This window comes from Veillonella parvula (genome assembly GCF_032472435.1).
GTDB lineage: Bacteria > Bacillota > Negativicutes > Veillonellales > Veillonellaceae > Veillonella > Veillonella parvula_N.
The window spans coordinates 470,370-492,245 of record NZ_JAWEGM010000001.1 but is presented as its reverse complement, the minus strand read 5'-3'; the positions used below and the strand labels follow the sequence as shown (position 1 = coordinate 492,245).

Annotated in this window: 20 protein-coding genes; all 20 read left to right on the top strand. The window is 36.7% G+C overall.

Going from position 1 to position 21,876, the window contains the following annotated elements; all coding sequences use genetic code 11:
- Positions 1–141 precede the first annotated feature (141 nt).
- The 20 genes from rpsB (at position 142) to E7A03_RS02160 (ending at position 21,723) form a co-directional block, all read left to right on the top strand.
- Positions 142–894, top strand: coding sequence for a 30S ribosomal protein S2 (gene rpsB, locus E7A03_RS02255; protein ID WP_004695687.1), 753 nt, complete (start codon positions 142–144; stop codon positions 892–894).
- A gap of 98 nt (positions 895–992) precedes the next feature.
- Complete coding sequence (gene tsf, locus E7A03_RS02250) at positions 993–1,673, top strand: translation elongation factor Ts (protein WP_004695689.1); 681 nt, start codon at positions 993–995, stop codon at positions 1,671–1,673.
- A 62-nt stretch (positions 1,674–1,735) separates the two neighbouring features.
- Positions 1,736–2,461 (top strand): UMP kinase, encoded by a 726-nt coding sequence (gene pyrH / locus E7A03_RS02245; RefSeq protein WP_008713845.1) that lies wholly within the window; start codon positions 1,736–1,738, stop codon positions 2,459–2,461.
- Positions 2,462–2,466: 5 nt separating this feature from the next.
- Positions 2,467–3,027, top strand: coding sequence for a ribosome recycling factor (gene frr, locus E7A03_RS02240; RefSeq protein WP_008713847.1), 561 nt, complete (start codon positions 2,467–2,469; stop codon positions 3,025–3,027).
- Positions 3,027–3,278 (top strand): hypothetical protein, encoded by a 252-nt coding sequence (locus E7A03_RS02235; RefSeq protein ID WP_004697100.1) that lies wholly within the window; start codon positions 3,027–3,029, stop codon positions 3,276–3,278. Before frr ends, E7A03_RS02235 begins: the two co-directional genes overlap by 1 nt.
- Positions 3,259–4,023, top strand: a complete 765-nt coding sequence (locus E7A03_RS02230; protein WP_008713849.1) for an isoprenyl transferase — start codon at positions 3,259–3,261, stop codon at positions 4,021–4,023. Before E7A03_RS02235 ends, E7A03_RS02230 begins: the two co-directional genes overlap by 20 nt.
- A 3-nt stretch (positions 4,024–4,026) precedes the next feature.
- Positions 4,027–4,851 (top strand): phosphatidate cytidylyltransferase, encoded by an 825-nt coding sequence (locus E7A03_RS02225; protein WP_012864317.1) that lies wholly within the window; start codon positions 4,027–4,029, stop codon positions 4,849–4,851.
- Positions 4,852–4,869: 18 nt separating this feature from the next.
- Complete coding sequence (locus tag E7A03_RS02220; protein WP_316073620.1) at positions 4,870–6,015, top strand: 1-deoxy-D-xylulose-5-phosphate reductoisomerase; 1,146 nt, start codon at positions 4,870–4,872, stop codon at positions 6,013–6,015.
- 8 nt (positions 6,016–6,023) lie between these two features.
- Positions 6,024–7,040 (top strand): RIP metalloprotease RseP, encoded by a 1,017-nt coding sequence (gene rseP / locus E7A03_RS02215; protein ID WP_008600853.1) that lies wholly within the window; start codon positions 6,024–6,026, stop codon positions 7,038–7,040.
- A gap of 18 nt (positions 7,041–7,058) precedes the next feature.
- On the top strand, positions 7,059–8,144 hold the full coding sequence (gene ispG, locus E7A03_RS02210) for a flavodoxin-dependent (E)-4-hydroxy-3-methylbut-2-enyl-diphosphate synthase (protein ID WP_004695704.1): 1,086 nt from the start codon (positions 7,059–7,061) through the stop codon (positions 8,142–8,144).
- Complete coding sequence (locus E7A03_RS02205) at positions 8,138–9,856, top strand: proline--tRNA ligase (protein ID WP_287508924.1); 1,719 nt, start codon at positions 8,138–8,140, stop codon at positions 9,854–9,856. Before ispG ends, E7A03_RS02205 begins: the two co-directional genes overlap by 7 nt.
- 116 nt (positions 9,857–9,972) lie before the next feature.
- The gene (locus E7A03_RS02200) at positions 9,973–10,800 is read left to right on the top strand and encodes a PHP domain-containing protein (RefSeq protein ID WP_012864320.1); all 828 of its coding nucleotides are present in this window, start codon (positions 9,973–9,975) and stop codon (positions 10,798–10,800) included.
- A gap of 15 nt (positions 10,801–10,815) precedes the next feature.
- Positions 10,816–11,691: an Asp23/Gls24 family envelope stress response protein gene (locus E7A03_RS02195; RefSeq protein ID WP_004695710.1), complete on the top strand. Its 876-nt coding sequence runs from the start codon at positions 10,816–10,818 to the stop codon at positions 11,689–11,691.
- Between the two features lie 8 nt (positions 11,692–11,699).
- Complete coding sequence (gene miaB / locus E7A03_RS02190; protein ID WP_287508921.1) at positions 11,700–13,013, top strand: tRNA (N6-isopentenyl adenosine(37)-C2)-methylthiotransferase MiaB; 1,314 nt, start codon at positions 11,700–11,702, stop codon at positions 13,011–13,013.
- A gap of 229 nt (positions 13,014–13,242) precedes the next feature.
- Positions 13,243–14,055, top strand: coding sequence for a class I SAM-dependent methyltransferase (locus E7A03_RS02185; protein WP_287508919.1), 813 nt, complete (start codon positions 13,243–13,245; stop codon positions 14,053–14,055).
- Between the two features lie 14 nt (positions 14,056–14,069).
- Entirely contained in the window at positions 14,070–16,703 is a 2,634-nt protein-coding gene (mutS, locus tag E7A03_RS02180; protein WP_316059632.1) for a DNA mismatch repair protein MutS, read from the top strand.
- Entirely contained in the window at positions 16,703–18,748 is a 2,046-nt protein-coding gene (gene mutL / locus E7A03_RS02175; protein WP_287508915.1) for a DNA mismatch repair endonuclease MutL, read from the top strand. Before mutS ends, mutL begins: the two co-directional genes overlap by 1 nt.
- Position 18,749: 1 nt before the next feature.
- A complete protein-coding gene (locus tag E7A03_RS02170) occupies positions 18,750–19,562 on the top strand; it encodes a class I SAM-dependent methyltransferase (RefSeq protein ID WP_287508913.1) in 813 nt (270 codons plus the stop codon).
- The gene (gene miaA, locus E7A03_RS02165; protein ID WP_287508911.1) at positions 19,559–20,488 is read left to right on the top strand and encodes a tRNA (adenosine(37)-N6)-dimethylallyltransferase MiaA; all 930 of its coding nucleotides are present in this window, start codon (positions 19,559–19,561) and stop codon (positions 20,486–20,488) included. The genes E7A03_RS02170 and miaA overlap by 4 nt, the downstream gene beginning before the upstream one ends.
- Positions 20,485–21,723, top strand: coding sequence for a methionine gamma-lyase family protein (locus E7A03_RS02160; RefSeq protein ID WP_008713866.1), 1,239 nt, complete (start codon positions 20,485–20,487; stop codon positions 21,721–21,723). The genes miaA and E7A03_RS02160 overlap by 4 nt, the downstream gene beginning before the upstream one ends.
- Positions 21,724–21,876 lie beyond the last annotated feature (153 nt).

Here is a 21,876-nt window from a genome sequence, read left to right as displayed (position 1 = left end):
TCCTTGCTTGCTTTTGCCATGATTTTTTGTTAGAATTATTAGGTATGAAAAATATGCACGTCAGTGGACTTCGGTACTGTGCCTAATTTTGGGTGACCCGAAGGATGAAGCGGCGGAGGTTAATTAACAGGAGGTGCCACAATGGCAGTAGTATCAATGAAACAATTATTAGAGGCTGGTGTACACTTTGGTCATCAGACTAGAAGATGGAACCCTAAAATGGCGAAATTCATCTTCACTGAACGCAATGGTATTTATATCATTGATTTGTCTAAAACAGTTAAAAAAGTAGAAGAAGCTTACAATTTCTTGCGTGAAGTTGCTTCCCAAGGCGAAGTAATCTTGTTCGTAGGTACTAAAAAACAAGCTCAAGAAGCTATTAAAGAAGAAGCTATCCGTGCTAACATGTTCTTCGTTAACGAACGTTGGTTGGGCGGTATGTTGACTAACTTCAAAACAATTGAAACTCGTATTAAACGTTTAAAACAATTGGAAGCTATGGCAGAAGACGGTACTTTCGAAGTATTGCCTAAAAAAGAAGTTATCGGTCTTCGTCATGAAATGGATAAATTGGAAAAATACCTTGGCGGTATCAAAGATATGCCTAAAATGCCAGGTGCTCTTTTCGTAGTAGATCCTAAAAAAGAAAAAATCGCTATTGCAGAAGCTAAAAAATTGGGTATTCCTGTAGTTGCAACAGTTGACACTAACTGCGACCCAGACGAAGTTGATTTCCCAATCCCAGCAAATGATGACGCTATTCGCGCTGTTAAATTGTTGGCTGGTAAAATGGCTGACGCTGTTCTTGAAGGTCGTCAAGGCGAATCCTTTGAAGAAGCATTAGATAACATGGTAGCTGATTCCGCAGAAATGGTTCGAGACGGTAAAGCTTAATCGTTGTCGTATTAGCATTTGAAAGATAAATCTATAACATATATAATTGGGGTAAGGACTATATCCTTACCTTAATTAATACTAGGAGGAACAAAATAATGGCAATTACTGCTGCTTTGGTAAAAGAATTGCGCGACATGACTGGCGCAGGTATGATGGACGCTAAAAAAGCATTGGTTGAAACTGACGGTAATATCGATAAAGCGGTTGACCTTCTTCGTGAAAAAGGTTTGGCTGCGGCAGCTAAAAAAGCTGGTCGTATTGCAGCTGAAGGTGTAGTACAATCCTACATTCATGCTGGTGGTCGTATCGGTGTTTTAGTGGAAGTTAACTGTGAAACTGACTTCGTTGCAAAAACTGATGATTTCCAAAATTTAGCACGCGACATCGCAATGCAAATTGCAGCTGTAAATCCTACATACTTGAACCGTGAAGAAGTTCCTACTGAAGTAATTGAACACGAAAAACAAGTATTATTGGAACAAGCTAAAGTAGAAGCTGAAGAAGACGTTAAAGCTGGTCGTAAACCAAAACCTGAAGCTGTTTTAGAAAAAATGGTTGCAGGTCGTATTGAAAAATTCTATAAAGAAAATTGCCTATTAGAACAAGTATTCATTAAAGATGGCGATAAAACTGTTACAGACATCATTAATGAAAGTATTGCAAAAATCGGTGAAAACATCAACGTACGTCGTTTTGTTCGCTATGGTTTAGGTGAAGGCATTGAAAAACGCCAAGATGACTTCGTAGCAGAAGTAATGGCATCTGTTGGTAAATAATTAATAAACAATAAGAGAACACCGTACAGTGTTCTCTTATTTTGCAATAGAGGAGTAAAAATATGGCAAAAAGAAAGTTTCGACGTATTGTTTTAAAGTTGAGTGGTGAAGCATTAGCAGGTGAACAAGGTTTTGGTATTAATCCTGATGTTGTTGAAGAATTTGCAAAAGAAATTGCTGCTTTAGCAAAATCCACTGATTTAGAAATCGCGATTGTTGTTGGTGGCGGTAACCTATGGAGAGGTTTAGCTGGTAGCAATCAAGGTATGGATCGTGCTACTGCTGACTATATGGGGATGCTAGCAACAGTGATGAACTCCTTAGCATTGCAAGATGCATTAGAGCAAGCTGGTGTAGATACACGTGTTCAAACAGCTATTGAAATGCAAGAAATTGCAGAACCTTATATTCGTCGTCGCGCTATTCGTCATTTAGAAAAAAAACGTATCGTTATCTTCGGTGCTGGCCTTGGTAAACCTTACTTCTCTACAGATACAACAGCTGCATTACGGGCCGCTGAAATTGAAGCCGATGCTATTTTAATGGCAAAGAAATTTGCAGATGGCGTATATGATTCTGACCCTAAGACAAATCCTAATGCTGTTAAATTTGATGAATTAACATATAACGAGATTATCACAAAAGAATTAAAAGTAATGGATGCTACATCTACAACTTTATGTAAAGATAACAATATTCCTATTATTGTATTTAGCATGGATATTCCTGGTAATATTACAAAAGCTGCTAAAGGTGAAGAAATAGGGACCATTGTTCGAGGAGAATAATTCATATGGAAATTAAAGAATTGTTACAACAAGCAGAAGACCGCATGAATAAGTCTATTGAGGCTTTAAAACATGAATTCGCATCTATTCGTACAGGCCGTGCTAGTGTAGCACTACTTGATAAAGTAATGGTTGATTACTATGGAAGTCCATCACCCATTAATCAAGTTGCGAATATCTCCGTGCCTGAACCTCGCATGATTGTGATTGCACCTTGGGATAAAACAATGATTGGTGCTATTGAAAAAGCAATTTTACAATCTGATTTAGGTTTGAACCCTGGTAATGATGGTGCACAAATTCGTTTAAGTATTCCTCAATTAACTGAGGAACGTCGTAAAGAAATCGTTAAAGTAGTTCATAAAAAGGCTGAAGATGCAAAAGTTGCAGTGCGCAACATTCGTCGCGATGTAAATGAAGCATTAAAAAAAGAAGAGAAAGCTAAAACGATTACTGAAGATGATGCTAAAGACGGTTTAGATCAAATCCAAAAGCTTACCGATGCTAAAGTTAAGCAAATCGATGAGTTAAAAGTAGTAAAAGAAAAGGACGTATTAGAAGTATAATGTTTGATTCTAATAGCCTTATTGGAATACCATGGCAGCTTGCAAAGTCTCGTTTGCAGGCTGCCCATATTCCTTTTAAGGTAATGATTGGTGGATCCTTTAATCGCTTCTTTGAAATTTCAGATAAAGGATTTTATGTGGCACGTATTACAAAGGTTGATGAGTGCTTACATATACTACTATATAGACCAATGATTGCCAGCGACTTCGGAAATTCTATCGAGGTAGACTATGCTAAAGAAATTATTTAACCGTAAACGTTCTGATACGCCTGTCATTGATCGTAATATAATTCCACAACATGTTGCTATTATTATGGATGGTAATGGACGATGGGCTAAACGCAGAGGCATGCCGCGCTCCATGGGGCATCGTGCTGGTGCAGATGTATTAAAAGAAATTGTTATGGCCGCAGATGAGATCGGAATTAGAGCTCTTACGGTATATGGTTTCTCCACGGAGAACTGGAAACGTCCTGAACAGGAAGTTTCTTTACTTATGTCTCTCATAAAAGAATACTTAAATAATAATGTTAAGTATATGCATGAACATAATGTACGCATTCGATTTATTGGTTTTATTGGAGGGCTTTCAGAAAACCTACAAAAAATCATTCAAGATGCAGAATTATTAACTCAGAATAATACAGGCCTCACATTACAGTTAGCGATTAACTATGGTGGGCGTGATGAAATAGTTAGAACTATCCGCGACATTGTAAAATCCGTTGCGGATGGCGTTATTACAATGGACAAAATTACTGAAGAATATGTAAGTTCTCAATTATTCACTAAAGAGTTTAGTGATGTAGATTTATTAATTCGTCCTAGTAGTGATTTTAGAATTAGTAATTTTTTGTTATGGCAACTAGCGTATGCTGAATTTTGGTTTACCGATTTGCATTGGCCAGATTTTACTAAGGAAACTTTACTTGAAGCTGTGGCGGCATATCAGAAACGAGAACGCCGATTTGGTGGCTTATGTGATGAGGAATAAAAAATGTTAAAAACACGTGTTATTACCGCTGTTATTGGTTTTATTATTGCCTTAGGGGCCATTACATTTGGTGGATTAGTATATGATGTGCTAATTACACTTTTAGCTTTATTAGGGTGGCGTGAGTTTGTATTACTTGGTAAAGCTAAACGTGTTCGGATATCCATTATATGGGGATATATTAGCATTTTATTGCTAATGATTGCTCTTGCATGTCATCAGTATATTATAGCTATAGCTATTTTAGTATTAAGTTTATTTGCCAATTATATGTTGTGTACATTTGGTGAAAGTAAGTACTCGATGTCTAGTGTATCCTTTAGTGTATTTGGTTTATTATATATTGGTATGGGTATGACTTCATTACTCTTGATTCGTCATGACTCAATTTACATGGATTTATCAATGCCTTTTGAACTATATAACTGGGGCACTATTACACTTTGGTTATTATTGTTTACTACTTGGGCTAGCGATACCTTTGCATACTTTTCAGGTCGAGCTTTTGGTAAACGTAAAATAGTACCATCCATTAGTCCTAATAAAACACTAGAAGGTTTTATTGGTGGATTTATCGGCTGTATCCTTACAGGTGCAGTATTTTCGTATATCGTTGGCATTCCTTGGTGGATGGGAATCCATGTAGGTATGATTAGCGGTATATTAGCACCATTAGGTGATTTGTTTGAATCAAAGATTAAACGACTATGTAATGTAAAAGATTCTGGTACATTATTACCAGGTCATGGCGGTGTATTGGATCGCTTTGATAGTTTATTATTTGCGGCTCCCATTACATTAGTATATATATTGCTATTTTCGTACTAATTTTATAGAGGTACACTTATGAAATACCTAAGTATTATCGGCAGTACTGGCTCAATCGGTACACAGACGCTTGATGTGGTGTCTCAACATCCAGATCAATTCAAGGTGGTTGCCTTAGTGGCACATCATAATATTGACCTCTTAGAACATCAGATTAAAGAATATAAACCTTTGGTGGCTGGTCTTGTAGATGAAGGTGCTTTTAAAGAATTACAAGCACGCTATACAGGTCCTACAAAATTGATAGGTGGTAAGGAAGCCCTCATTGCAGCAGCTACAATTCAAGAAGCAACAATGATTGTTACTGCTATTGTAGGTGCTGCGGGAATTGAGCCTACAGTGGAAGCTATAAAACAAGGGAAGACTATAGGTCTTGCTAATAAAGAAACTCTTGTTGCTGGAGGTTCATTAATTACGGCTTTAGCTAAAGAACATGGCGTGCAAATCCTACCTATCGATAGTGAACATAGTGCTATATTTCAGTGCTTAGAAGGACAGAAACGTGACAATGTTGATTCTTTAATTGTCACTGCTTCTGGTGGACCTTTACGCACATGGGATTCTAGTAAAATTCAAACTGCAACTGCTGCAGATTGTTTGCGACATCCTACCTGGAATATGGGTAATAAAATAACTATAGACTCTGCCTCTTTATTCAATAAAGGCTTAGAGGTAATAGAAGCTCATTGGTTATTTGGTTTTGATTTTGATCATATTGATGTAGTAGTACATCCTCAAAGTATTGTTCATTCTATGATACGTATGAAGGATGGTGCGATATTAGCGCAAATGGGTAATCCAGATATGCGCGAGCCCATTCAATATGCTTTGACGTATCCCAAACGTGAAGTTTTAAGTATGAATCATCTTGATTTTAGTCAAGCACTACAATTGGAGTTTTTACCTCCACGGTATGACGATTTTCCTGCACTTCGACTTGCGTATGAGGTGGGACGTGCTAGTGGATTTAAACCTGCTGTATTTAATGCAGCTAATGAAACGGCAGTATATGCCTTTTTAGAAGATAAAATCGCCTTTGGTGATATTTATAAAGTCGTTACTTCTGTTCTTGAATCTATGGGACCAGAAGATGATTTTACATTAGATAATTTATTATCCATCGATAGATGGGCCCGTGAAAAGGCAACATCGTTGATGTTATAGGAGAATATATGATTACGGCATTAGCCACAATATTTGTATTTGGTTTAATTGTGTTTATTCATGAATTAGGCCATTTTATTACAGCTAAGATGTCAGGTATGCAAGTTGATGAATTTGCTATAGGTTTTGGTCCAGCCATATTTAAAGTACAAAAAGGGGAAACTTTATATTCTATTCGTATAATTCCTCTTGGAGGATTTAATCGTATTGCTGGTATGACACCTGACGAGCCTCTTAATGAGCGCTCCTTTTATAATAAACCTGCGTGGAAAAAATTTATTGTTATTTCTGCAGGGGCTGTATTTAACTTTATATTAGCCATTGTACTTTTCTTTGGCCTAAATGTGACTGTAGGAAATCTTACATATACAAATGAACCTGTAATTGGTAACATTATTGCGGGTAGTTCTGCAGAACAGGCTCATTTAGAAGCTAACGATAGAATTATTACGATTGATGGTAAAAAAATTAGTACTTGGGATGATATTCGTCCTAGCTTACAAGGCACAGCAAACCATGGTGTAACTGTTGTTGTAGAGCGTGAAGGACAAACTATAGAGACTACGGTAATACCTAAAATGGAACAAGATAGTCCTAAGATTGGTATCTACCCTAGCTTTACTCGTGAAACTTATAGTATTGGTGAATCTTTGAGCCTTGCTGTTAGTCGGACGGGGCAAACTATTGTTGCTATGGTCAGTGGGATTTACGATATGATTCGTGGCACACAAGCAGCCGAATTATCTGGTCCAGTAGGAATTTCCCAAATGGCAGGTACTATTGCACAATCAGGATTTGCACCACTATTAAGTTTTGCTGCATTCCTTAGTATTAACTTAGGGGTTATTAATCTTTTACCATTACCTGTTTTAGATGGTGGTCACTTGATTATTATCTTGGCGGAAGCTATAACAGGCCGTAGATTACCTGCTAAAGCTCTTATGTATATACAAATGGTTGGGGTTGCCTTAATGGTAGCATTATTCTTATATGTAACAACGCAGGATATTTTCCGTTTACTATAAGACAGATGGGAGATTACAATGATTGTACGTAAACCAACAAATGGTATCTATGTAGGTACAGTTAAAATCGGCGATTATGCACCGGTAAGTATTCAATCTATGATTACTACGGATCCAGTACATACAGAGAAGGCAATTGCAGAAATTAATCATTTAGCAGAGGCTGGTTGTGAACTGGTTCGTGTCGCCGTTCCTACAATGGCATCTGCAAAGGCTTTAAAGGCTGTTAGAGCGGGCATTTCAATTCCTTTGATCGCCGATATTCACTTTGATTATAGATTAGCTTTAGAAGCTATTGAAAATAATGTTGATGGATTGCGCATTAATCCAGGAAATATTGGTGGTGAAGATAAGGTTTTAGCCGTTATTGAAAAGGCAAAACCTAAACAAATCCCAATTCGCATTGGTGTTAATGCAGGCTCTTTACCAAAGCATATTCTCGATGCTCATGGAGGACATCCTACAGCGGATGGTATGGTTGAAACAGCTTTAGAACACGTAAGAATTTTAGAAAAACTCGATTATCGTCAAATGAAATTATCCATTAAAGCAACGGAAGTACCTCTAATGGTGGAAGCATATCGTAAGTTATCTGATAAGATTCCTTATCCGTTACATTTAGGTGTAACAGAAGCTGGTACTATTAAACAAGGCACTATTAAATCTGCTATGGGGATTGGTGCATTATTGCTCGATGGCATTGGTGATACATTACGGGTATCCTTAACTGGAGATCCAATTCACGAAATTGAAGTAGGTAGAAGTATTTTAAGTAGCTTAGGATTAAGAAATTTTGGGGCCACTATGATATCTTGTCCTACATGTGGTCGTTGCCAAGTAAATTTATTTGATATGGCTGGTATTGTAGAAGAACGTCTAGCATCCATAAAAGCGCCTATTAAGGTTGCCGTTATGGGGTGTGTTGTAAATGGTCCAGGGGAAGCGCGTGAGGCCGACTTTGGTATTGCTGGTGGTGATGGTCAAGGTATTATTTTCCGTAAAGGGAAAGTTATTAAGACTGTACCAGAAGCTGAATTAGTAGATACATTGTTTAGAGAAATTGACCAATATTTAGAAAATTTAGATGAGGAGTCTTTATGTTAGCCACTAAATTATATGCACCTACATTGCGTGAGGTTCCATCTGACGCTGATGTAGTAAGCCAACAGCTTATGCTTCGCGCTGGTTTTATGCGTAAAACTGCAAATGGTTTATATAGTTTTTTACCATTGGGTTGGAAAAGTATTAAAAAGATTGAAGCTATTGTACGTGAAGAAATGGATCGTGCTAGTGCTCAAGAAATTATGATGCCAATTTTACAGCCTGCAGAAATTTGGAAAGAGTCTGGCCGTTGGAAGGCATATGGCGCAGAAATGATGCGTATCAATGATCGTCATGATAATGAGTTTTGTCTAGGACCAACACATGAAGAGATGATTACAACCCTCGTTAAAAATGAGATTAACTCATATCGTCAATTACCAGTCAACTTATATCAAATTCAAAGTAAATTCCGTGATGAGCGCCGTCCACGTTATGGCTTGATGCGTAGCCGTGAATTCATTATGAAAGATGCTTATTCTTTTGATGTAGATGAAGCGGGTTTAGATGAATCCTATAAATCTATGTACGATGCATATACACGTATTTTTACACGTTGTGGTCTTACATTCCGCCCAGTAGAGGCTGATAGTGGTGCAATCGGTGGTAGTGGTACGCATGAATTCATGGCCATTGCTGAAGCTGGTGAAGCAGATATCGTATATTGTACTAAATGCGATTACGCTGCCAATATCGAAATTGGTAAGCCTGGCATCATAAAACAGGATGAAGAAGTTCTTCAAGAGTTATCCGTTGTAGATACTCCTAATGCTAGCACTATTGAAGCTGTTGCGGAAATGCTAAACTTACCACTACATAAAACTATTAAAGCTGTAGTGTTCTCTATTGATGGTAAAGTGGTATTAGCCATTGTTCGTGGTGACCATGAAGTAAATGAAGTCGCTGTACAACATGCCGTACTTGGCTCTGTAGAGCCTGAGATGGCTACCCCTGAAGAATTGGAAAAAGTAGGTTTAACAGCTGGCTTTATCAGTCCTGTAGGATTACAACAAACAGATGAATTTGCTATCGTTGTTGATGAATCTGTTATGGAAACTTACAATGTTTGTGGTGGTGCTAATAAAAAAGATGCTCATTATGTTAATATCAATCCAAAACGGGATTTTAATGTAGAAGACATTATTGTTGCTCCAATTCGTTTGATCACGAAGGACGATGTGTGTCCTAAATGTGGTAGCGCTCTAGAACATGCTAAAGGCATCGAAGTGGGTCAAGTATTTAAATTGGGTACAAAGTATTCTGAAGCATTACAAGCTACATTCTTAGATCAAAATGGTCGTCCTAATCCAATGATTATGGGTTGCTATGGTATCGGTGTATCTCGTACACTAGCTGCTGCTATTGAGCAATATCACGATGAAAATGGTATTATTTGGCCACGTTCTATTGCTCCATTTGAAGCAGTTATTGTCCCAATTAATGCAAAAGACGAAGCATTAATGGCTACTAGTCAAACTATTTATACTGCATTACAAAATGCTGGTGTAGATGTATTGTTAGATGATCGTAAAGATCGTGCAGGTGTTAAGTTCAAAGATGCTGATTTGATTGGTTATCCACTTCGCATTACAGTAAGTAAAAATACTCTTGAGAATAACGAAGTAGAAATTCAAATCCGTAAGTCTGGAGAAGCTCTTCCATGTGCTATTGATTCTGTAGCTGATAAAGTAACAGAATTGCTTCAAGACTTATAATAGAATTGCGATTCTAGTGAAAGTTCATTAGGGTCGCAATTTTTCTTTCTAAACTTGAATTAATAGATTAAATAAGTCATAATTAAATGATAGAATATTTGGAATGGAGGTGCTATATGCTTGTAGATTTTCATATGCATTCCATCTTTTCAGATGGTGTTGAAACACCTAAAGATCTATTGCAACATGCCATAGACTGTAATGTATCTATGATGGCTTTAACCGATCATGATGAAATAGACGGTCTTCAAGCATTGCGTGTTGCTCAAAAAGAGTTGGATCCTAATGAATCTATTAAAATCGTAAATGGCTGTGAATTTAGTGCTGATTATAAAGATAAGTCAATTCATATTTTAGGATATTGTTTTGATGAAAATAATAAAGATTTAATCGATTTTATTACGTTTTTTAAAGGAAAACGTGAAGAACGTATCGATGAAATTATTCGTCGTTGTAACAATGAAGGATATTATATTACAAAAGAAGAGCTCATTAAACAATTTCCTGATACTAAAGCTTATGGTCGCCCACATATTGGTAAACTTTTAATTGATGGTGGTTATGCCAAGGATATTAATGATGTATTTAAAGGTATTCTTCGAAAAAATAGTCCTTGCTATGTTCCTAAGGTAAAAGTAGAGGTTCCTTATATTATTGATATTATACATAAAGCTGGAGGACTTGCTGTTATGGCTCATCCTAAATTGGTTACCAGTGATGAATATGTGTTGGAAATGTTAGATTATGATTTTGATGGTATGGAGGTATATCACTCAAAGCATAATGATGATGATGTGGAGCGATATAAAGAATTCGCTAAAAAGCATAAGCTATTTATTACTGGTGGTTCTGATTACCATGGTATTGTAGGCAAGAAACCTGATAGATTTGGTGATTACTTAGTATCTGGTAAGGATGTATCAGAATTTATTAGTTTGTTATAAATGACGAGGTAGGCTATGGAAGTCGTTGCATTTGTTGGTAGTAGTGGCACAGGTAAAAGTCATCGTGCCCTCGTAGTTGCTCATGAAAATAAAATTGAATGTATCATCGATGATGGTATTTTGATTCATGATAATAAAATTGTAGCTGGCTTTTCTGCAAAAAAAGAGTCTAGTCGTTTAAAAGCTGTTCGTCGTGCTATTTTTCAAGACGAAGTACAAGTTAAATCCGTACGAGAACAATTAGATAAGATTAAACCTAATAAGCTTATGATTATCGGCACTTCTGATAATATGGTTAAGAAGATTACTAAAGCTTTAGGCTTACAAGAACCTGATCGATATATTCGTATAGAAGATGTTGCAACACCTAAGGAAATTGAAAAGGCACAACATGCACGTCTTAAAGAGGGTAAACATATAATTCCTGTGCCGACTATGGAATTAAAGCCACATTTTAGGGGGTATTTGATCGATCCAATCAAAACCATGTGGCGCCGCAGGACTTTGAAAAAACAAGATCAAGATACCTTAGGTCAAATTGGTTCTGAAGGATTTGAACGTTCTGTTGTACGTCCTGCTTTTAGCTACTATGGTCGACTCACTTTTGACGATGAAGTAATTATTAAATTGATTAGAAATGGGTTAAAAAAAGTAGCTGGTGTCGATGAGACCAGTATAATTTCTTTTAAAAAAAGCGACAAAGGTCAAAACGGTCTTGTTGTTGATATGGCTGTAGTTATTGAACATGGATATCCTGTTAAACCGTTGATGCAACAGGTACAAAAATCTGTTCGCAATGAAATTGAATATATTACCGGCATGTCTATTGAACGCATGTCCATTAAAGTTAAGAATATTATTGAAACAAAACGTAAGATTGTTAAAGTGTAGGAGTTAGAATGAAGTCTTATTATATTTACACCTATGGTTGTCAAATGAATACTGCCGACTCTGAGCGATTATCGCATCAGCTGGAATCTGTTGGGTATATACCAACAGAGAATGTTGAAACTGCAGATTTAATTCTGCTAAATACTTGTGCAGTGCGTGAAAATGCAGAAACTAAAGTTTATGGGCGTATAGGTGAGCTAAAAAGACTAAAACGTAATAATAAAAACTTGATTATCGCCGTCACAGGATGTATGGCTCAAAAAAATCAAGCAGAAATGTTTAAACGAGCTCCTCATATTGATATTGTATTAGGCACTCATAATATTCAACATATTAACGAGATGATTGAAGAAGTACAACATGGACATACGCATCAAATCAGCGTAGATATGGATAACACTGTATTACCTGAATTAGAGGCAAAACCAAATGGCTCTTTTTATGCATGGGTACCTATTATGAATGGCTGTAATAAATTTTGCACCTATTGTATTGTTCCCCATGTACGTGGTAGAGAGATTAGCCGACCTGTAGAGGCCATTGTTAAAGAGGTTACAGACCTAGGGGTTAAAGGATTTAAAGAGATCACTTTATTGGGGCAAAATGTAAACTCTTATGGCCTAGATTTTAAAGATGGTACAGATTTTGGTACATTAGTTGATGCTCTTGATGGTATTCCTGGTATAGAACGTATTCGCTATATGACAAGTCATCCTCAAGATATGAGTAAGTCTATGATTGATGCTCTTGGTAGGTCATCCAATATTGTGACGCATTTACATTTACCTATTCAATCTGGTTCCAATCGTATTTTAAAGAAAATGAATCGTCATTACACGGTAGAGCATTATAAAGAATTGCTTTCTTATTGCCGTGAAAAAATAAAAGATGTGGTGGTGACTACGGATATCATCGTAGGTTTCCCAGGAGAAACTGAGGAAGATTTTCAAGCTACATTACAATTATTAAAAGATGTGCGTTATGACATGGCGTATACGTTCATTTACTCTAAGCGATCTGGAACGCCAGCAGCAACTATGGATGATCAAATTCCAGAAGAGATTAAGCGCGTTCGCTTACAAACATTGATGGATGTACAAAATGAAATCTCTTATGAATTAAATAAACCTATGGAAGGACAAGTATTTGATATTATTGTAGAGGGACCAAGTCCTCGTGATGAAGATATGTGGTTCGGTCGTACATCTGGTAATAAAATGGTTTTATTCCCTAAGGATGACTCCCTATCAATTGGTCAAACTGTACCAGCTCATATCGATAAAGCTCAAACATGGGTTTGTTATGGTAGTATTTTAAAATAAACTATTAGAATCAAAAAAGAACTCGTCACTATTATGTTAACTCTAAGGTTAGATTTTTTATCTAAAATTAGTTTGCTAAACATGTGGTGGCGATGTTCTTTTTTACCATAGATGCTGATTAGAAATCATATGTGTTATAATAATAGAATAATATAAAAGTTGTATTTTGAAGACATTCATAGGTATGAACACCATTTACATTTTGTATTTTTACAAAGAAGGTGTAACTATGAAACTTGATTTAAACGCTGTAGGCGAAACGGCATTATTGACACTATATGCGAGAGCGAAAGATTACGAGTCTGAACAATCCGTTTTGAAGGATAAAAAATCCTTGGAGATTATAAATCAGATTGAGTATGATTTTGATCAATTTAAAGATGTTAAGATGTCCTATTATGGCATTTTAGGACGGGCTAAAGTTATCGATAATGAGATACGAAAGTTTATATCTCTTTATCCAGATTGTATCGTCGTATCATTAGGTGCCGGTTTAGATACTATGTTTTATCGAGTCGACAACGGTTATATTGATTGGTATAATATCGATTTTGCCGGAGTGATTGAGGCACGTTCACAATTTTTTGAGCCTCATGAACGAGTACATAACGTAGTGAGCTCTATAACTGATGAATTGTGGACTAAAAATATTGAGATAAATGGCCGAAAACTATTGCTTGTTAGTGAAGGGGTAGTTATGTATCTTACACTGGATGAAATGAAGCAATTCTTAGGCTTACTGACTGATTCTTTTGAAGAATTTACCTTATATCTTGATATGATTTCTCCTTACGTGGCAAAACGTAGTAAACAACATGATATGCTCAGTAAAATGGATGTTACTTTTCAATGGGGAACTAAGGATGGTCATGAAATTGTAATTATGAATCCTAAACTTAAACAAACTGGACTGATTAATTTTACAAGAAGTATGTTGTCCTTAGCGCCTATTGTTTATAAATTGTTGTATCCGTTCATATATTTGTTCAATAACCGCATGGGTATATACGAATATAAGCGGAATCTGTGTTATGACTCATAATATATGAGGTGAATATGAGTAAAAAGCAAACACCTATGATGGAGCAGTATTTAGATATTAAATCTAGATACTCTGAAGAATTACTGTTCTTTCGCTTAGGTGACTTTTATGAATTATTTAATGATGATGCTTTAGTTGCATCTCGTGAACTTAATATTACCTTAACAGGTCGACCTACAGGAGATGAGGAACGCACACCGATGTGTGGCGTTCCTTTTCATGCTGCTGAAAGCTACATTGAAACGCTCATTAAAAAGGGGTATAAGGTTGCTATTTGTGAGCAATTAGAGGATCCAAAAGCGGTAAAGGGCATCGTTAAGCGCGATGTTATAAAAGTCATTACACCGGGGACGGTGATGACGGAGAATGGCAACGATGCAAGGTCAAATAACTTTTTATCATTATTTTATATGGTAAAAGATGCGTGGATTCTTGTGTTTTCCGATGTATCTACAGGCGAAGTTATTTGGCATCGCATTACAAATTGTGAAAAACGCAGTGATATGTACGATGCACTTAGCATGTATCGACCAAGTGAAATCATATTGCCTGAAGGAACGATATTACCGCAAGATATTCGAGATTTTATTGAAAACCAATTTAGTAATGTCGTATTTTCTCCTTTTTCTACCTACTATACACAGCGTGAAGTATCTGAAAAAGCTGTCACTCATTTTGGTGATTTAGGCCTTATGGAAGAGGACGTATGGGAAGCTTTAGGTTATATGCTTTTATATTTAGAAGATATAATTAAGTCTGAAATTTCTCATATCAACTATGTACATCAATTAAGTGTAGGTAATCGCCTCATTCTTGATACATCTTCTTTGCGTCACCTTGAAATTACTCACAATTTACGTGATGGTGGTCAAAAAGGTACTTTACTTGATGTGCTAGATCGTACGTTGACACCAATGGGGGCACGCCTTTTAAAACAATGGCTTGAAAGCCCGTTAACTGATGTAAATCAAATTCAACGTCGCCAAGCGGCCGTGGCAGAACTCATTACACGCGGTGCTGAACGCTCTCATATTCAAAGCTTTTTAGATTGTATTTACGATTTTGAACGTATCGTTGGCCGTGTTGAAACTGGATCTGTATCTCCAAGAGATTTAACAGCTCTTCGTGAGTCATTAGCAGTTTTACCGGATATTAAGAATGTATTAAGTACATGTTCAAGTCTAGCTTTAACGTCGATTAATGAACGCATTCATGATCATAAAGATATTTATGACTTATTATGTCGTGCTATTGCAGAGCAACCAGCGTTGACATTAAAAGATGGTCGAGTTATTAAAGATGGCTTTAATGCTGATTTAGATGAGCTACGTTCTTTAGCGACTAATAGCGAGCAATGGCTCGCCAAGATGGAAGCGGATATTAAAGAAGCTACAGGGCTTTCAAAAATTAAGACTGGTTACAATAAAGTGTTTGGTTACTATTTTGAGGTATCACATAGTAAATCAGAACAAGTGCCAGACTATTTCATTCGAAAACAAACCTTGGCCAATGCTGAGCGTTATATTACGCCTGAGTTAAAAGAGTTTGAAATAAAAATTCTCAGTGCGAAAGATAAAATCATTGCTTTGGAGCACGAACTATATCAACAATTACGCAATGATATCAAACTCGTTATTAAAGAAGTACAAGAAACGGCTCGTGCCCTTGCAGACCTTGATGTATTATGCTCATTAGCATTAGTTGGATACGAAGAAAATTATATTTGTCCAACTATTGTAATGAATGGTCAAATCAATATTCGCGATGGTCGCCATCCGGTTATTGAAAAGTTTTTAAAACGAGAGGTATTCGTACCAAATGATATTGTTCTAAATCATGATGATGAGGAATTCTTACTCATTACAGGTCCTAATATGGCAGGTAAATCTACTTACATGCGTCAAGCGGCTATCTTAATGATTATGGCACAGATTGGATCGTTTATCCCTGCTCGTGAAGCGTCTATCTCCCCTGTGGATCGTATTTTTACACGTGTCGGTGCTAGCGACGATATTTCTACTGGTCAAAGCACGTTCATGGTAGAAATGAAAGAGGTAGCGTATATTTTAGAAAATGCTACTCATAATAGCTTAATTATTCTCGATGAAATTGGTCGGGGTACGAGTACCTTTGATGGTTTGAGTATCGCACAAGCCGTAGTGGAACATATTTGTAAGCACATTCATAGCAAGACTTTATTTGCAACGCACTACCATGAATTGATTTGCTTAGAAGAAAGCTATAGTAAATTAAAAAATTATACCGTTGCAGTTAAAGAAAAAGGGAAGGATGTTGCTTTCTTGCGACGCATCATTAAAGGTGGTGCAGATCGCAGTTATGGTATCCATGTTGCTAGACTTGCGGGCCTACCTAACTCTGTATTAAAACGAGCTGAAGTGATTTTGGAATCTTTAGAAGACCAAAGTCATGATGCAAGTGACTTAAATAATCGTGTTATGGTCGCTCAACCTATTAATGTGGTAAAACCAGCTGTTAAGCAAGTTAGTGACTCTCCACTAGACAATTTATTTACCCATTCCGTAGTAGATAGCTTACTGGAAGTCGATGTAATGAGTATGACTCCAATTGAAGCATTAAATAAATTATATGAACTACAAGAGGAGGCTCGTAAAGGAGGTGGGAAATAATGGCAACCATTCACGTATTGGATGAAACGACAATCAATAAGATAGCTGCCGGTGAAGTCGTTGAACGTCCCGCATCAGTTATTAAAGAGCTCATTGAAAACTCTATTGATGCGTCTGCAACCAATATAGAGATTGAAATTGGTGATGGTGGTGTGGCCTATATGCGTATTACCGATAATGGCATTGGTATGACGGAAGAGGATGCTCGTTTAGCAATTTTGCGTCATGCCACCTCTAAAATACAACAGGTAGAGGATTTATTTGATATTGCTTCTCTCGGTTTCCGTGGTGAGGCCTTGGCTAGTATTGCCTCTGTATCTCATTTCTCTTTGACTACTCGTAAAGCAGACTCTGACTTGGGGACTCGTATTACTGTTGATGGCGGCACTTTTACCGATTGTATTCCTTATGGTGCAGCACCTGGTACAACTATCGAAATTAAAGATTTATTTTATAATACGCCGGCTCGTCGTAAATTTTTAAAGACGGAGCGTACAGAAGCCTCTAAAATTCAAGATATTGTAGGGAAATTAGCTCTAAGTAATCCACATATTTCTTTTAAGCTTATCATCGATGATCGGGTAGCTATTATTACACCAGGAAATGGCGATATTAGTGATACTGTAGCTGCGCTATATGGATATAAAACTAAAGATGATATTTTTACTGTTGCCTATGAAAGTGATTCTATCTATATCGATGGAGTAGTGAGTAAGCCTACACTTCTTAAGAGTACAAGGATATGGCAAACTATTATCGTCAATAATCGAGTGATTTCTGATAAAACCATAATGAAGGCTATCGATAATGCATACCATGCACTATTACCGAAAAATGGTCATCCTTTGGTGGTACTAAATATTACTGTGCCTGCGAGAATGGTTGATATAAACGTACACCCTCGCAAGAGTGAAGTTAAATTCTCAGATGATAAGATTATATTTAAAGCCGTATATCACGGTATCTTAAATGCTTTAAATAATCCACTCCATGAGAGATACGAACGAGAGTCATCATCTTATATGACTGGTACAGTTGATAATATATCCGATAAATATGGTAATGATATTGCTAGTAATAGTGATAGTAATATTAAGAATTTTAGTTCTAATAGTACATCCTTAGCTGATAATACTACTTATGATTCTTATCAAACACCTACTGTTGTACACGATTCGATGCAGTCTGCTGAACATATAGCAACAGCTATAGATTATGATAAGGTTTTTGGTGAACGCCGTACAAAAGGCTATGAAGTTTTGCGCGATGAAACTTCACAGTTTGTGGAGAACCTTAAAACTAAGGGGTATACACCACCTGCACCTAAGGCTACTTATGAACAATCCTCTTTCGTGGATGAAAGTTTTGAAGCTGTTCCTACTGCATACACTAGTTATACTACGGAAGATGTAGAAAAGTTTAAATCCTTGTCTCACGATATTCGTAACGAAGAGATAGAAGGTCGTACAATTCAAAACTCGGGCTTTTTACCAATGGGGCAAGTTGCATCTTGTTATATATTAGCTAAAAAAGGTGATGATCTATATATCATAGACCAACATGCCGCACATGAGCGTGTGCGTTATGATAAGTTGTGTAAGTCTTCTGAATCGATTCCTATGCAATCTATTTTGGTTCCTCAGTATAGTGAGGCCACAGATGATGAAATGAATTTAGTAGAGGACGAACGAGAAACATTACTCGATCTTGGCTTTGATGTAGAATTGGGTGGTCCTACTAAGATAAAACTTGTGGGAGCCCCTGTAGATTTGGTAGAGTCAAAAGCATTTGAAATTCTCCAATATGTATTTTCATACTTGCATGATCATCAACAGCCTACTAAGGCTCAATTACGACATGAAATGTTAGCCTATGCATCTTGTAGAGGGGCCATCAAGGCAGGTCATAATTTAAATATGTATCAAATGACTACCTTAATTGAGGACTTATTTAGTACCGAAAAACCATATGTATGTCCTCATGGTCGTCCTACGATCATCAAATTTACGCCTGATGAATTAGGTAAATTATTCTTACGGTCTTAATATGAATATATTAACTACAGCTCAAAAATCTAATGAGGCCATTCAAGAGGAAGCCAAAGCGTTGGCTTCCTCTATGCATATGACCTATATAAAAAGAGGAAAATTATCTATACCAGCATTATTTAATGCTTATCCATGTGATTTTATTGCTGTTCTTTCTGGTAATGGCTTAACTATTCATTTTCCTGATAATCAGCAACATAGCTTTCATTTATCCATGGCTCAATTACGTATACTACGTTTGCAACGTGGAGAAGGAGATCATTTAATTAATGCTGTTCAGACAATACTAAGTACTAATGAAATAACTGATAAAGAAGAATTTTCGTTTCTTGATTGTACAATTGGTCTTGGTAGTGACAGTATCGTGGTGAGCTATGCTTTTCCTCAGGCTAAAATAAAAGGCCTAGAAGGTTCTTTACCTATATGGCTTGCCACATCTTATGGTTTAGCTCATTATTTGCATAATGTGAAAAGTGTGACGGACGCATTACGTCGTATTGAGGTAAGTTATGATACCTTTGAAAATTATGTACCTAATCTACCAGATGAAAGTGTAGATATTATTTATTTTGACCCCATGTTTGAGGTCCCTGTAGAGGATAGTCCTCAATTTAAACCACTTCGTGGATATACTGTGGAAAGTCATATTGATGATAAAATTATGGAGGAAGCTATGCGTGTTGCCTCTTATGGTGTTATCATTAAAGAACGACCATTTAGTTCTGTTTTTCAGAAATATCCACCTCATAAATGGGTAGGAGGAAAATATAGCCGCATAGGCTATGGTGTATATATGAAGGAGTTATTGTGAATCCCTTAATTACCATCGTTGGACCTACTGCGGTAGGCAAAACAGATCTTACCTTGGACCTAGCAGAACAGCTGCATGCTGAGGTTATTTCTGGTGATGCTTATCAGGTTTATAAACAACTTAATATTGGTACCGCTAAACCATCGGTGGATGAACTTAATCGGGTGAAACATCATCTCATCGATATACTGGAACCAAATGATTCATATTCGGTATCTATTTTTCAAGATCAAGCTAAAGAAATAATTGCAAGATTAAAAGATAGAAATATTCTTCCTATTCTGTCTGGTGGTACAGGCCTGTATGTCCAATCATTATTGGAGAACTACAACTTTAATGATGTTAAACCTGACGAATATTTGCGAGCAGAACTCGATGAGCTCTATAGTACAAAAGGTATTGAAGGCTTACGAAACTATGCTTTCACATTAGGTAAAGAGCATAATATAGAGATACAATATAGCGATAAACATCGTTTGTATCGAGCTATTGAGATATTGCATCATGGTGATGTAGATTCGTTGCGAAATCAGACAAAAAATGGTGTATCCTATAAAGGACCTGTTATCGGTCTCATAAGAGATCGTGATAAATTATATGAACGTATTAATTTACGCGTTGATATGATGTTTGATGCAGGTTTGATTGAAGAGGTGGAACAACTCATAAAATCTGGAGTGAATCCAGATTGCCAAGCTTTTAAAGGTATTGGCTATAAAGAGGTTGTAGACTATATAAATGGCAATATGACATTAGATGAGTGTCGTGACTTAATTAAGAAGAATACACGTCATTTTGCTAAGCGCCAAATTACATGGTATAAACGTATGCCATATATAGAATGGATACATATTGATAGCAATACATCTAAAGATTTTATATTTAATAAAGCTATGGATTTAATCCGTAGAGAAGGATTAGCATGACATTAGAAGAAATACGCAGTAAAGCCCTAGAAATGGCTGAACCAGAATTTAAGAAATTTGAACCTATTGCATTGGCCAATACAAAAAAAGTATTAGAAGCCTTTAAGGAATGCCAAGTATCTGATTATCATTTCACTGGTACTACTGGTTATGGATATAACGACGTAGGGCGTGAAAAATTAGATGAAGTATTTGCCTATGTATTTAAAGGTGAAAAGGCTATCGTTCGTCCTCATTTTGTTTCTGGTACACATGCGTTAGCTACTACATTAATTTCTTTGATGGGAAATGGCTCTAAAGGGACAGAGTTTATCTATGCCGTAGGGGCTCCTTATGATACAATGCAATCCGTTATCGGTGCCGCTCGTGAAGTACGTGGTTCTTTAGTAGAAAAAGGCTTTACCTATACTGAGGTTCCATTGAAAGATAATACCTATGATGTTGAAGCTATTGCTAACGCTGTTAACGATAATACGCGGGTAGTAGTGATTCAACGGTCTCGAGGCTATAGCACACGTGAACCTTTATCTATTGCAGATGTTAAGGTTATTGTAGATGCTGTAAAAGCTAAAAACTCTAAAACGATTTGTTTCGTAGATAATTGTTACGGTGAATTTACAGAGCTGCAAGAACCATTAGAAGCTGGTGCTGATATTATGGCTGGCTCTCTCATTAAAAATGCAGGTGGCGGTTTAGCACCAACTGGTGGTTATATTGTTGGTAGAGAAAACCTTGTAGAGGATGCAGCATATCAATTGACAGCTCCTGGACTTGGCGATCATATGGGTTCATATGCTCCTGGTTATCGCTTGTTCTTCCAAGGTTTATTTATGGCACCTCACGTAGTATTACAAGCTCTTAAAGGTGCTGTATATACGGCTGCTGTAGGTGAGTTACTAGGCTATGATGTATTCCCTAAGGTAAATGCTGATCGCTATGATTTGATTCAAGCCATTAATCTGAAAAATGGGGAAGAAATGGAGCATTTCTGTGTAGGTATGCAAGCCTATTCTCCTGTAGATGCTCACGTACATCCTATTCCTGGGGATATGCCTGGGTACGAAGATAAAATCATCATGGCTGGTGGTACCTTTGTACAAGGTTCCTCTATTGAACTCAGTGCCGATGGTCCTATACGTCCACCATATACAATTTTCATGCAGGGTGGCCTAGTATTTGAACATTCCATGCTTGGTATTTTAGGAGCTGCTGAAGAACTATTAAAACATAGATAATATTTAGAATCTCTTTCTTTTGTGAAAGGGATTCTTTTTATTTCAAATCTTTTCAATATACCTATTTCTAGGCTATAATATAAGTTGCTATAATTTTATAGCAATACTACTCGGACTTTTACACCGAACTAGTGTTTTACACGTCAGGCTTTC